We start from the raw sequence: 14,329 nt of genomic DNA on the forward strand, positions 1-14,329 counted from the left end.
TAATAAAGCCATAGCAAACAACACAACAGAAATCAACGCAAACAAAACATCAAACAACGCATATTGTTTATGCACCCAGCATGGGTAGATGTTTTCTGTCGTGATAAGTGAGCGCCAAAAGTATGCAATGCTTGAGTTCATCGATGGGGACTTCATCATCCTGATGAAAAATAATCGCCCTGTTACCTTCGAATGTCAGCTTGTCTGCATATAGCTGTCTGAAGGTATCGATCAGGCTGGTCTGGCAATGGAAATACATCGCGTATTGCTCAGGTCTGGCGCTCTTCCAATCAATTCTGATTGTGCTGCCGGTTTTTACGAGATAACTTGGCTCGCCCCATTTCAGGGTTTCTTCCAGCGTGCTGGCAAGTTTATATTCTGATGCGGTATCGAGGATCAGTTGACGCAGGTGCATCAACTTTTGCCGTATCGGGGATGGATAGTTAGCAAACACCTGCGCGACCCGGAGGTTGTTAATTTCATTCATTACTGCCCTCCTCTGCCTCATAAAGCCTGAACCATCAGTGTGGTTCAGGCTTTATTTTTATTTAGCAGTGCTCTTATTTAAGCTTGCTATTTTTTGCGGTTCCTGTAGCACGGATAAACGGGTTGTGGGATTCAAACCATTTCTTCGCTTGCTGTTTCAGGTTTTCAGGAAAAGCATTAGCCCTTTCTGAACCCGGGTCCAAATATAAAGCGATACCCAAGGCGCGCAAGCGGTCTTCTGGAGATGAAGTCAATTTGGCCTCCATTGCATAAGCCCAAGCATAAGTTGGATTCAGCTTTTGGTAAGTTTTACTCCATTTCAAAGCCAGGTCACGATACTTCTTGTCATTCGTGGCTTCAAATAACATTTCACATATCTCGGCCCACTGGAACTCTTTCAAGATAAGCCTGGTGTCGTTCTCTCTTCTATTGTTAAATGCCAGAGTCAGGTATTGCACGGCCTTTGCTGTCTCGCCGCGCACACCGGTAAAGATTGCCTTGGACAGGTAGTAATCATGCTCGGCACTGGTGAGCACACCTATTTTATCGAGGTATGCTTCCAGCTTATAAGGATCACCTGACCTGGCGCTGGCCCAGGAAAAATACGGCAAGGTATATGCGTACCGGTTAAGGCTGGCCTCATAATTTACAGGATAAAAAGCCTCCATCTTATAAAATTTTTCTGCAGCTTCTTTGTAATCCCGTTTGCGAAAACTCAGGTAAGCGTCGGCAAACATGATGGAATCTGACCAAAGTTCGCCCGCCGCTATTTTGGTGTTTTCGCGTGAGCTGAGCGGCGAGAAAGGAAGCGCAACCTCATCGCCAGATTCTGTGGGAACGGTAAACATAGGCGGATAGCGATAGCTGCCCGTCGCTTTTCCCTCTATCGATTTCATGACTTCAGGCAAATCTGCCGCTGGCATGCGATCGACGCTATTGTGCAAGACCGCCAATATCATTGCTGGCTTATATAGCCCGAATTTGATATTTTTGATTTCATCCTTAAGCAGCCAGGCACTGATGTCTTCCCATGAGCGCTGGTCTATTCTGTATCCAATGTCAGCAGCTCGCCATGCTTCCGGGGATTTGAGTCTCGCTTTGATCTGATTGAACACATCCCATCCCTGCTGGCTTTTACCAAACACGAATTGCCAGGCCATATAGTCGCCATACGACCGGGGAATATCATATCGTTGCGCATTATGAAGTGATAATGCGGAAACCTGCTCATAGTCTCCCTTCAGCAAATGCAGTCTGATAGCACCCAAATGACTGGCGCCTGAGCCAGTGTCCAGATCGGCTGCAATCTTATAAAATATTTTTGCGTCTTCTGGATACGCATTCCAGAAAAAGGTATTCCCAGCATCGACGGCATGATTACTCACCTCAACGACACCATGAACATCTGGCCGTTTGAAGCCTGGATACTTTAGAAAAATTTCTTTGGCATGGCGATAGTCGTTTTTAAAACTGATTAGGTAATTGGCATAATGATGATAGCTTGACCATGTATCCGGATGATTCCGAATTGCCAGCTCATAGTTTTTTATCCTGTTTTGCTCTGTGTCAGGGACTTTATCGACTATCGCCATTAAGTCAGCGCGACTTGGGTTACCGTTAAACCTGTCAGCAACCTGATTCTTCAAGGTTTTTAATTCTGCATCCGTCACGTCCCTTTGTTGTGCGATAGCCAGTGCCAAATTTATTTCAGTTTGCGCATAGTTGAGCTTCACTCGCATCTCATCCACGGTCTTTTTCAATAATGCGGCTTCAGTACGTGCCGTGAAGCTTGTGTACCAGGTCCGGTCAACCCAATAAGGACGCAGTGGCAGATCACCAGCAAAAACACTGAAGTACGGGGTCGATTCCACATTCAAATGCAATCCATGCAGCAACTTCGCTGCGGCGACAGAGGTTTCAGTTTGCCCTTGCTCCCAATAAGCAGCCAAACTCGCCTGCTTCTTGATTTTATCGATGATTGCCTGACGTAATTCCGGTGCCGCAGCTTTTAATTTGAAATTCAAAACATTCGCCATTGCCAGCGCATAATCAGGATTGCCATTCAAATAGCCAGAAAAATACTCGCCCATTTTTTCCGCGCGTTCGTAATTACCCTGAGATAACGCTGTCTTATCCAGCAACTTCACGACATTTGAAATCAGGTTTGCCTCGAGCATATCGAGATACGCAGCATCGACACACATAGGATGGCTGGACTTACAAGCCTGCAAGGCAGGACCACGTGCACGCCTTATATGTTCCAGTGCAGACATTCCCAGTTCGATTTCATCAGCCTTCTTGCCCTGGGCCTGCAAATTTCTGACTTTGGTTTCAAGATCAAACCCTTCGATCGGCAGACTTTGATCAAGCTGCCATTTCACTTGCACGTTGCTTTGCACAGTCCATTGATCATATTCCTGCAATCTTCTCAAGAACAAGGCTTGCCAGAAAGGCCGCTTGTCCAATGCTGTCACGACAAAAGCTGGTACAGGGGTTTTCAGCGAGACGCCATATGCCTGGCGCAAGTCTTGCAATTCTATCTCCAGCATCAGGCGGGAAATTTCGTTCTTCACGCCCAAAACTGCTTTTTCCATTTCTGGCAGATTGCCGTTCACAAAAGCACGGAAAGCGATGCCCTCTGCACTCTTGGTTTGCCCCAGACTTTTCAGGGCTGCTGGCCGGGAATGCAAGTAGAAATTTGCACGCGCTTCCAGATACCCTGCAAATTCACCTTTTTGCCCGCTACTGTGTAGGGCAAGCAATGACTGCTCAAATAGTCTCTCGCGTGCACGCTCGGGCTGGCCAGGAGAAATTGTGCCCAGCACCTGATACAAAATGCTCTCGTTGAGGCGACTCGTGGCCGCAGCGGATCTTGCCTGCGTCAAATTATCAGGCAAGCGCGTCATAACAGCGATTGGACTTGCACTCGTTGTTGTTGTTTTTGTTGAAGACTTTAATTCCATCGCCTTCGCGATTTCAGGTATTGCTTTTATACGGAAGGTTTCTGCGTAAGTCTGGTTTTCTTCAACTGGAATAGTCAGTGCTTGCGATTTTTCTTCTGGCCACGTATCGCTGACAGTCGATCGCTGAGAATAACGGAATTTGACAAGGCAGTTCCCGGCATCATCGTAGCCTGCTTCCACAATTAATCGTTTCAGCGCGCCAGTCTCATTCGCCAGGCGCAGGATTTGCGCTTGCTCGATTTTCCTGTGTCCTTCGCCAAGTGCCCGTTGCACCAGGTAAGGGTTCAGTGACTTCTCACCGAAATTATCGGCCAATCCTGTCGCCAGGAACGCAGCCATCAAAGAGCGAGTACTGCGATCAAATCCATTGATGCGGCTTTCAACCGGTGCGATGAAAAAATCTGCTTTTTGTCCTGCCAGTAAAGCAGCAAATTGCTCTTTGTCTGCGTTAACCCACGCTGATTCTGGAGCAGACGGCAACACAGGTGCTGGATATCCCGGGATTGCAGAGGCCTGCGGCCCGAAGACGCCGGGAGCCTCTGGCTTAAGTCCGGATGACGCTGGCAAATCACTGGAGTTACCCTCCTTCACAAACGTCGCTGCGCATAGCAGGGAAGTGATCAACACTACACCTGAACTTTGCAAAATTTTTTTCTTCATCCTCAACCTTAAAAAGCAAATATAAAAAAACATTCCATCATCAGAAAAATAGTCTCATATCAACAAAAAACTAGCAAACATTGCAACGGACAGGCAAGATTTTAGAAAGACTCACCACATCGACAGGAATGCTGATACGTTTGTCCTGGAGCATTGGACCGTTGGATGAAGCTGGATGGAAAAGCAATTGACTAAATTTGAGTGGATCCCCATAACGCTGGGGTAAGAGGCAGCAAATGTATATTGATGTGTCGAATAGGACCAAACTGTAAAGGGATCGTACAGGCGAAAAAAAAGCCTTGATTTCTCAAGGCTTTTTTCACTCTCTTAACGAGAACTTACTGGCGTCCCCAAGGGGATTCGAACCCCTGTACTCACCGTGAAAGGGTGATGTCCTAGGCCTCTAGACGATGGGGACAGATTCTGTCCGTGTTGCTGACCTAAATCGTAAATTACTTGCTGTCCACAATAAATAATGAAGTTTATTGGCGTCCCCAAGGGGATTCGAACCCCTGTACTCACCGTGAAAGGGTGATGTCCTAGGCCTCTAGACGATGGGGACAACAAGTAATGTTCTGCTCTGCCACTTTATTTGGTGGAGGTAAGCGGGATCGAACCGCTGACCTCTTGCATGCCATGCAAGCGCTCTCCCAGCTGAGCTATACCCCCGACGCTGCAGAACAGAAACAAGATTATAGGGGATACATCGTCAGATGTAAAGCCCCCAGACTTTCTAGCCTGCAATTACGCTCAGGCGCTGAGTAACGACTTCGCGGCCAAACAGCTCGATGACGGCATCGATGGACGGTGTTTGCAATTGACCTGTCAGCAGCAAGCGCAAAGGCATGGCCAGTTGTGGCATCTTCAGTGAGAAATCAGCCAGGGTTTGTTTCATGGCGGCAGACAGGGCTGCCTTATTCCATTCCACGGTTTTGCAGAGTTCGGCGTATTGGCGCAGGGCTGGCAAGATCGCTTCAGTCACATGCTGGGTCATCAATGCCGGGTCTGCTGCTGGCTGACGATAGAACAGCATGGCAGCCTGCCCCAGCTCTACCGTCGTATTGGTGCGCTCTTTCAACAGTGCGATTACGGCTTCCAGTGCGGGTGCATTATCAAACTGTGCACCATCGTCCAGCATTTGCTGTTTGATCAAACCAGCCAGACGCGCGTTGTCTGCGGCCTTGATGTAGTGGTTATTGATCCAGGCCAGTTTTTCAGGATTGAATTGGGCAGCAGAACCAGATAAATGACTTAAATCAAACCAGCTGCACATTTGCTCCATGGAGAATATCTCATCATCACCATGGCTCCAGCCCAGGCGGGCCAGGTAGTTGAGCATGGCTTCAGGCAGATAGCCTTGCTTTGGATACTCCATCACACTGACAGCACCATGGCGCTTGGACAGTTTTTGGCCATCAGGGCCCAAGATCATAGGCAAATGACCATAATGCGGCAGGGTTGCGCCAAGTGCGTTCAGGATATTGATCTGGCGCGGTGTGTTATTGACATGGTCATCGCCACGGATAACGTGGGTGATTTGCATATCCCAGTCATCAACTGCGACGCAGAAGTTATAAGTAGGCGTGCCATCAGGGCGGGCAATGACCAGATCATCGAGCTCACGGTTGGCTATGGTGATTTGGCCCTTGACGACATCCAGCCAGCTGACTTCGCCATCCAGCGGGTTTTTAAAACGTATGACAGGCTTACGGTCTGCCGGAATCGCAGGCAAAGTCTTGCCAGCCTCAGGACGCCATGTACCGTCATAACGCGGCTTTTCACCTGCTGCACGCTGACGTTCACGCATGGCTTCAACTTCTTCCGGCGAGGAATAGCAGTGGTAAGCAGTGCCTTTTGCCAGCATGTCGGCCAGCACTTCACCATAGCGCTCCATGCGTTTCATTTGATAGTAAGGGCCTTCATCATGATGCAGGCCCAGCCAGTTCATGCCATCAAGGATAGCTTGTACGGCCTCTGGTGTAGAGCGCTCAAGATCGGTATCTTCTATGCGCAGCACAAAAGTGCCACCAAAATGACGGGCAAATGCCCAGCTGAACAAGGCAGTGCGGGCACCACCAACGTGGAGATAGCCGGTAGGGCTGGGAGCGAAACGGGTACGTACAGTCATGAGATCACTAGCCTGCGCCCTGCTGTCGATACAACTGACATACAAGAACGCGATAATGGTTAAAACCAGCATTTTACCGTTTTAACATCCCGGACGGATAGTTTCATGAGGTAGGGTGCCCCACTGAACTCTGGAATGAAGCCTGCGTGATAGTATGGCGGCGAAAACAAACACCCAGATAAAGCAACAGATATGCAAGCCCAACCTCCCCTGCCCCTGCCTTTGCCAGTACGCGACGGCATCGCGCCCAGCTATATCTGGATACCAGAAGGCCATTGGGACAATGTCTTCAGTTTTTTGCAAGCTCATTTCCCGGATGTTGAGGCTAACATCTGGCAAGCACGCCTGGACAAGCAAGAAGTAGTCGATCAGCACGGTGTGGCCCTGCTTGCTGACAGCGCTGTCAAACGCGGCATGTGTATTTACTACTACCGAGAAATCGAGAATGAAACACCTGTCCCGTTTCATGAAGAAATCCTGTTTCAGGATGAGCATTTGCTGGTGGTCGATAAACCGCACTTCCTGCCAGTGATTCCATCAGGTCGATTTTTGCGGGAAACCCTGCTGGTCAGACTGAAGAAAAATACAGGCCTGATGGATCTAACCCCCATACACAGGCTGGACAGGGAAACCGCAGGCGTCATGCTGTTTTCACACAATCCAGCCACCCGCGGGCAGTATCAATCCCTGTTCCAGCGCAAAAGCATGGCAAAGACCTATCACGCCATTGCGAAGCATTTGCCAGAACTGGTTTTCCCGCTGCGCCATCGCAGCCGCATGGAAGAAGCCGACAAGTTCTTTGTCATGCGTGAAGTGGCAGGCATGCCAAACTCAGAAACCCTGATCGATATCAAGGAAAGGCGTGGTGAATATAGCCTTTATCAATTGCAGCCTGTGACTGGTAGAAAGCATCAATTACGCCTGCACATGAGCAGCCTGGGTGCGCCCATTCTTAACGATGCATTTTATCCAATCGCCCTGCCCTGCAAGGCAGATGATTTTTCGGCGCCCTTGCAGTTGCTGGCAAAATCCATTTGTTTCGATGATCCACTTACCGGCAAGCAACGCTATTTTGAAAGTAAAAAGTCATTATGAATGACTGCCATAGAGGGATGTACGGGCAAACGGGTTGACAGCAAGTCTCTAAAGCGGTAATATTGCGGTCTTCGGAGTGTAGCGCAGCCCGGTAGCGCATCTGCTTTGGGAGCAGAGGGTCCAAGGTTCGAATCCTTGTACTCCGACCAGATTCCAGGGATCGTCAGCGACGGTCCCTTTTATTTCGGTAGATTCATATCTTGGTAGTTTTAAGTTGAATCGCCTAAAATAATAAATGACAGACCAGTTTTTCGGAGTGTAGCGCAGCCCGGTAGCGCACCTGCTTTGGGAGCAGGGGGTCCAAGGTTCGAATCCTTGTACTCCGACCAGTTAAAAAGGATCGTTGATTATTCAACGATCCTTTTTTCTTTTCTGCCTTACATTTTCCGGGTTCACATATTTCTGCTTCACATATAAATGATTTATTTCAAGCGAGCCAGTATCCGCACATCATCTCCCACCTGGCTGATTTCGTGAAATTGCAAAACGCTCGCCTGATCCACATGTGTCAATTCAGGTAAATTAAATAAACCGGCACCACTACCCAACAGCTTGGGCGCCAGGTACAGCAACAATTCATTGACGCAGTCTTGATTGATCAATGCGCCATTCAGAGTCGCCCCTGCTTCCACATGCAATTCATTGATTTGCCTGCGTCCCAGTTCTTGCATCAGGGCGGGCAAATCGACTTGCTGATTTGCACCTGGCAAGCAAATCACTTCTGCCCCAGCCTGTTCCAGTTGCACCTGTTTTTCAGCATCAGGTTCAGCACAGACAATCAAGGCCCCGCCTTGCAACACTTTGGCTTGGGGCGAGATGCGCAGCTGGGAGTCAACAATGATTTTTTGTGGCTGACGTGGCGTGTCCATGCCCCGGACATTCAGCATGGGGTCATCTGCCAGCACGGTACCTATGCCAGTCAAAATCGCATCAGCACGCGCCCGCCATTGATGACCATCCTGCCTGGCTGCTGGTCCGGTGATCCACTGGCTTTGGCCATTGCTCAAGGCGGTAATGCCGTCAAGGCTGCCAGCAACTTTCATCCTGACCCAGGGCTTGCCTGTTTCCATGCGCTGGAAAAAACCTATGTTCAATTCCCGCGCCTGCAAGGCCAGGTCAGGAAAAGTACCGCATTCAACTTCAACACCAGCCTCGCGCAAGATACTTAAACCGCGTCCCGCCACTTGCGGGTTCGCGTCTTGCACGGCAGCGACTACGCGTGCGATACCAGCATCACGCAAACCGTTTGCACAAGGTGGTGTGCGGCCAAAATGGCTACATGGTTCCAGCGTGACATAGGCTGTAGCGCCACGCACATCATGGCCTTTTGCGGCGGCGTCACGCAAGGCCTGCACCTCAGCATGCGCCTGCCCTACTGGCTGCGTCCAGCCCTGCCCCAGCACCTGACCATCACGCACTATCACGCAACCCACTTTGGGGTTGGGTGAAGTTTCTATGGTCGCGCGTCTGGCCAGCTCCAGCGCTTGCTGCATGTAAGCATAATCAGCCTGCCTATCCATACTCGCCTGCACCTCAGGTATTTTGTATGGTGATGGTGGGGAATTTACTGGTCATGTCCTTGGCCTTTTCCGCAACCTTGATAGCGACTTTGCGGGCGATGTCTTTATACAGACCGGCGATTTGCCCATCAGGTTCGGCAACCACGGTAGGCGTGCCTGAATCGGCTTGCTGGCGTATGCTCATCGTCAAAGGCAGGCCACCGAGGAAATCAACGCCAAAGTCAGCGCACATCTTCTGCCCACCACCCTCGCCAAAAATATGCTCGGCATGACCACAGTTGGAGCAGATATGGATGCTCATGTTTTCGACTATGCCCAGGATAGGGATGCCGACTTTTTCAAACATCTTGAGTCCCTTGCGCGCATCCAGCAAGGCGATATCCTGTGGCGTTGTCACAATAATGGCGCCAGTCACCGGCACTTTTTGCGATAGTGTCAGTTGCACATCACCCGTGCCTGGTGGCATATCAACGATGAGATAATCCAGGTCACGCCAATTGGTTTGCCCCAGCAATTGCTGCAGGGCCTGGGTAACAATGGGACCACGCCAGACCATGGGTTCATCCGGGTCTATCATGAAACCGATAGAGGATACCTGCAGACCATGGTTTTCCAATGGCTCCATGGTTTTACCATCTACCGTTTCAGGGCGACCAGAAATACCCATCATCATGGGTTGTGAAGGGCCATAAATGTCCGCATCCAAGATACCAACGGCCGCGCCTTCAGCAGCCAGGGCCAGCGCCAGATTGGCAGCGGTAGTCGATTTGCCGACCCCGCCCTTGCCTGAGGCCACAGCGATAATATTCTTCACATTCGGCATGAGTTTGATGCCAGGCTGCACAGCATGGGCGATGATTTTTGAGGTCACATTGACCGCGACCTTGCCCGCACCGGGCAAGACAGCAATGGCAGCCACAACGGCAGCGCGTATCATTTCAAACTGGCTTTTGGCCGGGTAACCCAGTTCCACGTCCAGGCTGACATCTGTGCCTTCTATCTTGATATTTTTTACTGATTTAGTCGCGATCAGGTCTTTATTCGTATTTGGGTCTGTCACTTTTGCCAATACGGCTTTAATGTCTTCTACTGTAATACTCATGCAATTCTCCATAGATATCCTGCAAGTCTAGCGCAATTTATGCATCCAGGCTGTAATACCCTTGATGTCAGGCGTGTTGTAAGCGGGCATATTGAAGAAGCGCAAACTTCCCCGCTCAATGAAGTTCAAGCATAATGGACTGCGCTCATTTGTTTTTTATAAGAAAATCAGGAGAAATTGATGCAAGCACCAGCCAAACACCACTTCCGCAACAAATTCTGCCTATCGCTATCTGCTCTTGGCTTGCTGGGTTATTCCATGGCCGCCCAGGCTGGCCTGCTGGTGGGTCACCTGACCGACAAGAATGGACAAGCCATGGGCAATGCTGTTCTGTTCGCGACGCCGCTGGACACGCCCTCTCCCGCCAAAAAGCCGGGCGAAACCAGTGTGGTGGCACAGGAAAATTATGCCTTCAGCCCCTTCCTGACTGTTATACGCAGCGGCACACAGGTGCGTTTTCCCAACAAGGATAATCACGAGCATCACCTGAAATCATTTTCTCCTGCAAAGACATTTGAATTGCGCGTGAACAGCAAGAAAGAAGAACCTGCGCCTATCCTGTTTGATAAAGCGGGTGAAGTAGCCCTGGTTTGCCACTTCCACGACTGGATGCGCGGTTTTATCTATGTGGTTGATACACCATATTTTTCCAGGACTGATGCATCGGGCAGTGTCGCCCTTAACAATCTGCCAGCAGGCAAATATGAAGTCAAAGCCTGGGCACCGAATATGTTTGGCGAACCGCTGGCACAAACCGTGCAAGTGGCCAATGATGGGCCAACCAATGTCAAATTCCAGTTCAACTTCGTGCCCAAGGCGCCGCCTGCTCCCCGCAATTTGAGCAAGACTGCAACATTTGGCTATGACTGATTGCCTGCAATTTGCAGATTGCCTGGCATTGCGCCAGGCAATCGTAATCAACTTAATGAGAGCTTAGTGGGCGCGTAATCACACCTTAGCTGGTCTGCATTTGCTGCTGAAAAGTCAGTACGATAAATTCTGCAGGATGCACCAGCGCGACCATGACCGTGACATTCATCACGCCGTCGAGTATGTCCTGGGCCGTCATGGTAGTTCCCAACCCTACACTGACACTATATGCATCTGCTGGTTTACTGCCAACCAGTGCACCGTACTTCCATTGCGCATTCAAGAAATTGCTGATCGTCGAAGTGACGGCCATCCAGGTCTGGTTATTGTTGGCCTGAAACACATAAGTTTGCAAGGCGGCTTTGATGGATTGCTCAAGCATGATGACCGTACGCCTGACACTGATGTAGCGCCAGTCGTCGCTATTCCCCGCCAGGGTACGGGCGCCCCAGACCAACAAGCCATAATTGGGAAAAGTGCGTATCGCATTCACGGCCAGGCCATTCAAGGGCACATTCAAGCTGCCCTGTTCCTGGTCGCTAATCGTCACCACAGGAGAAATGGCATTGATGATGGTTGTATTGGCGGGCGACTGAAAAACACCAAAGGTGTGATCGGTACGTGCATATACGCCAGCCATCGCTGCTGCTGGCGGCAACAGGTTAACGCTGGTAGCGATATTGTTCATGCAGGTTTGATACAGAGGTGATACTGCCATCAGGCTTTGATGGCGCTGCCGCACTGCCACTGCATCACCCGCCTGAGTCAACGAGCTGACAATACTGAGATAAGACTGCAACCTGGGCGCTGGCGCATCTGTTGCAGAGGGTGGAAATAAAGTGGGTGCTTCCGTCGTCAAATCTGCCACCAGTAAAGCCAAGGTGGCGGCTGAAATCCATCTGTAGTCGATATCACTCATGCTGACGATATTCGTGTTCAGCCAGGGATAATAACTGACACCATATTTATTGAACTCTTCACCGAGCCCGGCAATCCTGTAAAAACCACCGCTACCCGCACCACCTGTAATGGGGTCCTGTGCAGTGCCATCCGCAGGCAAATAGCCATTGTGCACATCCAGTACACACATGAGATGTTGCGATTGCTCACAGCTTTGCAATGCCAGTTGCGATACGCTGGCCCAGTCATCGAGGCTGAGATGCACAGCATCTGGCATGACCAGCAAATCGGCTTCTGTGCAGCCAGCAGCTATGGGCAGCGCGTTGGTATACGCTTCTTTGCCAAAGGCGCCAGCATCAATCACCTCATCATACGTACCAAGAGAAAGTACATAGCAAATCCCGCCACCATTATTGAAAAACAATTCCAGGCCGAAGTACAGGCCAAAAGCTGGCGCGGCATTATTGGCCTGGTATGGCGGTGTTGCCTGACTATTGCTGACGTAGTCATACTCTATCTGTGGAGCAGCACCAAAGATATCAATGTACTCGGCCAGTGACGAAATGCGTACAGGCAGAGTTGCATTGGCTGCCTTGGCGCTGTTTTTTTCTGTATAGCCAAGAAATACCGGAATACCGGTGGGCACTGCCACCACGGCACTGGAAAAACCATCCACCTCAGTAACATAAACACCTGGTGTTGCGCGTTGCTCTGTCATGCCTGATACTCCCTGGTAGTGTGCCTGATAATTTCGGCTTTAAAATGATGAGCCGGGTCCAGCTAAAAATGCCAGCTCATCCGCAGTAGATGTACGTCCGAGTATCGCATTCCTGTGCGGGAAACGACCAAAGCGGCCAACGATCGCGCGGTGTTTTATCGCGAACTTATAAAAACCATCGAAAATCTCACGCTGTGCTTCTGGAGCCTCGCGCCGCAATGCGTCATACAAAGCAACCGATTTGTCCTGATCTGCCAGCGACTCTGAATGTTCAAGTGGCAAATAAAAGAATACTCTTTGTATGGGGCGCAACTGACGGTCTGCCTGCAATTGCAGCCCTGCCTCACAGTAAATCCTGGCCTGCGCATCGTAGGCAAAAGATTCAGGCAGGTTCCTGTACATATTCCTGGGGAACTGATCACAAAGAATAATCAGCGCCAGTCTGCCCTCGGCGGTATTTTCCCAGCCCGACAATTCCCCCTGTATGGCTTGCTCGGTCAGGTTGGCAAAACCATCCCTGATTGCAGCATCGAGGTCATCGCTCTTGGACCACCATAGCTTGGCCTGGGATTGCGCAGTCTTTGCATCGTCGGCATCCAGGCCAAACCAGAAATTTAATACTGCATGTACATCATCCATCTATGCGCCCCTCAGATTTAAGCTTCATTGTGAGCAATTTTATCTTTTCATTAAGGAAATTAATAATTCTTTTATTTCTGTCTTGACTGAAATTAAGGAATTAACTACACTGTGCTCATGGAACTTACACCCGTCAAACAAAAATTTATCCTACACTGGGGCGAAATGGGCACCTTATGGGGTGTTAACCGTACCGTGAGCCAGATTCATGCTCTGCTGTATATCGTCGGCTGCCCCATGCAGGCAGAAGAAATTGCAGACACTTTGGGTGTAGCAAGATCGAATGTGTCCAATTCGCTCAAAGAGCTGCAAAACTGGAAGCTGGTGAAACTGGCGCATGTCATGGGTGACCGCAGGGCGCATTATGAAACTTCGCTGGATGTCTGGGAATTGTTCCGCACGGTAGTACGTGAACGCAAGGAAAGAGAATTCAATCCTACCATCGCTACCCTGCAGCAATGTCTGGATAGCCCGGAACTGGATCAGGAAGACAAGGCCACGCAGTTGCGTATAGCAGAAACCCTGGCGTTGATGAAGACCGTCACCACCTGGACTGATGAAATGCTGCGACTGGAACCGAATACCCTGATGAAGCTGTTGAAGATGGGTGCGGCGGTACAAAAATTTGTGCGTGGGGATGACAAGCAATAAGCTTGCTGCAACAGTATTCATCTGATTCGCACAAGAAAAAATGCTCATGCATTTTTTTTGAAGATAAATTTCTGTTTAGACAGAAATGTCAGAAATAAAAGTTAAAGTTAAAGTTGAGAAAGATTAAAATGAGCGACTATCCACTGACCCTTCTGTACGACGCATCCTGCCCTGTCTGCAAGCTGGAGATGGACAATTTGCGTGAGCGCGATCAATTGAATAAATTGAATTTCATTGATGCTTCAGCACCTGGTTTTGATGTCGCAAAATATGGCGTGAGTTTGACAGAAGTGATGCGCGTCATTCATGGCATCAAACCCGATGGTACAGTCGTGACTGGTGTAGAAGTCATACACCTCGCCTATCGCGCCGCTGGTCTGGGTTGGCTGACGGCATTCAGTAATTGGCCGATACTCAAACCCATCTGCAACTGGGGCTATGAGCATTTCGCCAAAAACCGTCACTGGGTTTCTGAAGTATTTGCCGATTCCATCTTGCGCATTGCTGCAAGACGCGCTGAAAAACGGAGCCGCGCTTGCAAAGAAGGTCGCTGCGACATCAAATAGAATTTACGCAAAACCGACACAGTTGCAGTGC

The 14,329-nt window shown here is 49.8% G+C and carries 13 protein-coding genes and 5 tRNA genes; 8 read left to right on the forward strand and 10 right to left on the reverse strand.

What is annotated here, in order from left to right; genetic code table 11:
• Window positions 1–67: 67 nt before the first annotated feature.
• Window positions 68–487: a DUF1801 domain-containing protein gene (locus UNDYM_RS15715; RefSeq protein ID WP_162041866.1), complete on the reverse strand. Its 420-nt coding sequence runs from the start codon at window positions 485–487 to the stop codon at window positions 68–70.
• A 73-nt stretch (window positions 488–560) separates the two neighbouring features.
• Window positions 561–2,918 carry a hypothetical protein gene (locus tag UNDYM_RS15720; RefSeq protein ID WP_162041867.1) on the reverse strand — a complete coding sequence of 786 codons (2,358 nt, stop codon included), beginning with the start codon at window positions 2,916–2,918 and terminating at the stop codon, window positions 561–563.
• 424 nt (window positions 2,919–3,342) lie between these two features.
• Here UNDYM_RS15720 and UNDYM_RS15725 point away from each other — a divergent pair, with 424 nt between their 5' ends.
• Entirely contained in the window at window positions 3,343–3,498 is a 156-nt protein-coding gene (locus UNDYM_RS15725; RefSeq protein WP_162041868.1) for a hypothetical protein, read from the forward strand.
• 342 nt (window positions 3,499–3,840) lie between these two features.
• Window positions 3,841–4,134 (forward strand): hypothetical protein, encoded by a 294-nt coding sequence (locus tag UNDYM_RS15730; protein ID WP_162041869.1) that lies wholly within the window; start codon window positions 3,841–3,843, stop codon window positions 4,132–4,134.
• A 317-nt stretch (window positions 4,135–4,451) separates the two neighbouring features.
• Here the strand turns inward: UNDYM_RS15730 and UNDYM_RS15735 are convergent.
• The 4 genes from UNDYM_RS15735 to gltX form a co-directional block, all read right to left on the reverse strand.
• Window positions 4,452–4,527, reverse strand: a tRNA-Glu gene (locus UNDYM_RS15735).
• A 68-nt stretch (window positions 4,528–4,595) separates the two neighbouring features.
• Window positions 4,596–4,671: transfer RNA gene (locus UNDYM_RS15740), tRNA-Glu, on the reverse strand.
• 31 nt (window positions 4,672–4,702) lie between these two features.
• Window positions 4,703–4,778, reverse strand: a tRNA-Ala gene (locus UNDYM_RS15745).
• A 64-nt stretch (window positions 4,779–4,842) separates the two neighbouring features.
• On the reverse strand, window positions 4,843–6,237 hold the full coding sequence (gltX, locus tag UNDYM_RS15750; RefSeq protein ID WP_162041870.1) for a glutamate--tRNA ligase: 1,395 nt from the start codon (window positions 6,235–6,237) through the stop codon (window positions 4,843–4,845).
• Window positions 6,238–6,429: 192 nt separating this feature from the next.
• Between gltX and UNDYM_RS15755 the strand changes: the two genes are divergently transcribed.
• The 3 genes from UNDYM_RS15755 (at window position 6,430) to UNDYM_RS15765 (ending at window position 7,661) form a co-directional block, all read left to right on the forward strand.
• Complete coding sequence (locus UNDYM_RS15755) at window positions 6,430–7,332, forward strand: RluA family pseudouridine synthase (protein ID WP_162041871.1); 903 nt, start codon at window positions 6,430–6,432, stop codon at window positions 7,330–7,332.
• Between the two features lie 72 nt (window positions 7,333–7,404).
• Window positions 7,405–7,481: transfer RNA gene (locus UNDYM_RS15760), tRNA-Pro, on the forward strand.
• A 103-nt stretch (window positions 7,482–7,584) separates the two neighbouring features.
• Window positions 7,585–7,661, forward strand: a tRNA-Pro gene (locus UNDYM_RS15765).
• A 93-nt stretch (window positions 7,662–7,754) separates the two neighbouring features.
• Here the strand turns inward: UNDYM_RS15765 and ribD are convergent.
• Window positions 7,755–8,852 (reverse strand): bifunctional diaminohydroxyphosphoribosylaminopyrimidine deaminase/5-amino-6-(5-phosphoribosylamino)uracil reductase RibD, encoded by a 1,098-nt coding sequence (ribD, locus tag UNDYM_RS15770; protein ID WP_162041872.1) that lies wholly within the window; start codon window positions 8,850–8,852, stop codon window positions 7,755–7,757.
• A gap of 13 nt (window positions 8,853–8,865) precedes the next feature.
• Window positions 8,866–9,954 carry an iron-sulfur cluster carrier protein ApbC gene (apbC, locus tag UNDYM_RS15775; RefSeq protein ID WP_162041873.1) on the reverse strand — a complete coding sequence of 363 codons (1,089 nt, stop codon included), beginning with the start codon at window positions 9,952–9,954 and terminating at the stop codon, window positions 8,866–8,868.
• Between the two features lie 180 nt (window positions 9,955–10,134).
• Here apbC and UNDYM_RS15780 point away from each other — a divergent pair, with 180 nt between their 5' ends.
• Window positions 10,135–10,824, forward strand: a complete 690-nt coding sequence (locus tag UNDYM_RS15780; RefSeq protein WP_162041874.1) for a carboxypeptidase regulatory-like domain-containing protein — start codon at window positions 10,135–10,137, stop codon at window positions 10,822–10,824.
• 85 nt (window positions 10,825–10,909) lie between these two features.
• Here the strand turns inward: UNDYM_RS15780 and UNDYM_RS15785 are convergent, their stop codons facing one another.
• Both UNDYM_RS15785 and UNDYM_RS15790 read right to left on the reverse strand, forming a co-directional pair.
• Window positions 10,910–12,442 (reverse strand): phage tail sheath family protein, encoded by a 1,533-nt coding sequence (locus UNDYM_RS15785; RefSeq protein ID WP_162041875.1) that lies wholly within the window; start codon window positions 12,440–12,442, stop codon window positions 10,910–10,912.
• A 39-nt stretch (window positions 12,443–12,481) separates the two neighbouring features.
• Entirely contained in the window at window positions 12,482–13,081 is a 600-nt protein-coding gene (locus tag UNDYM_RS15790; RefSeq protein ID WP_162041876.1) for a DUF924 family protein, read from the reverse strand.
• Between the two features lie 117 nt (window positions 13,082–13,198).
• Between UNDYM_RS15790 and UNDYM_RS15795 the strand changes: the two genes are divergently transcribed.
• Together UNDYM_RS15795 and UNDYM_RS15800 are read left to right on the forward strand one after the other, a co-directional pair.
• A complete protein-coding gene (locus UNDYM_RS15795) occupies window positions 13,199–13,732 on the forward strand; it encodes a GbsR/MarR family transcriptional regulator (RefSeq protein ID WP_162041877.1) in 534 nt (177 codons plus the stop codon).
• Window positions 13,733–13,860: 128 nt separating this feature from the next.
• Entirely contained in the window at window positions 13,861–14,298 is a 438-nt protein-coding gene (locus UNDYM_RS15800) for a thiol-disulfide oxidoreductase DCC family protein (RefSeq protein WP_162041878.1), read from the forward strand.
• Window positions 14,299–14,329: the final 31 nt, after the last annotated feature.

Source organism: Undibacterium sp. YM2 (genome assembly GCF_009937975.1).
Taxonomy (GTDB): Bacteria; Pseudomonadota; Gammaproteobacteria; order Burkholderiales; family Burkholderiaceae_D; genus Undibacterium.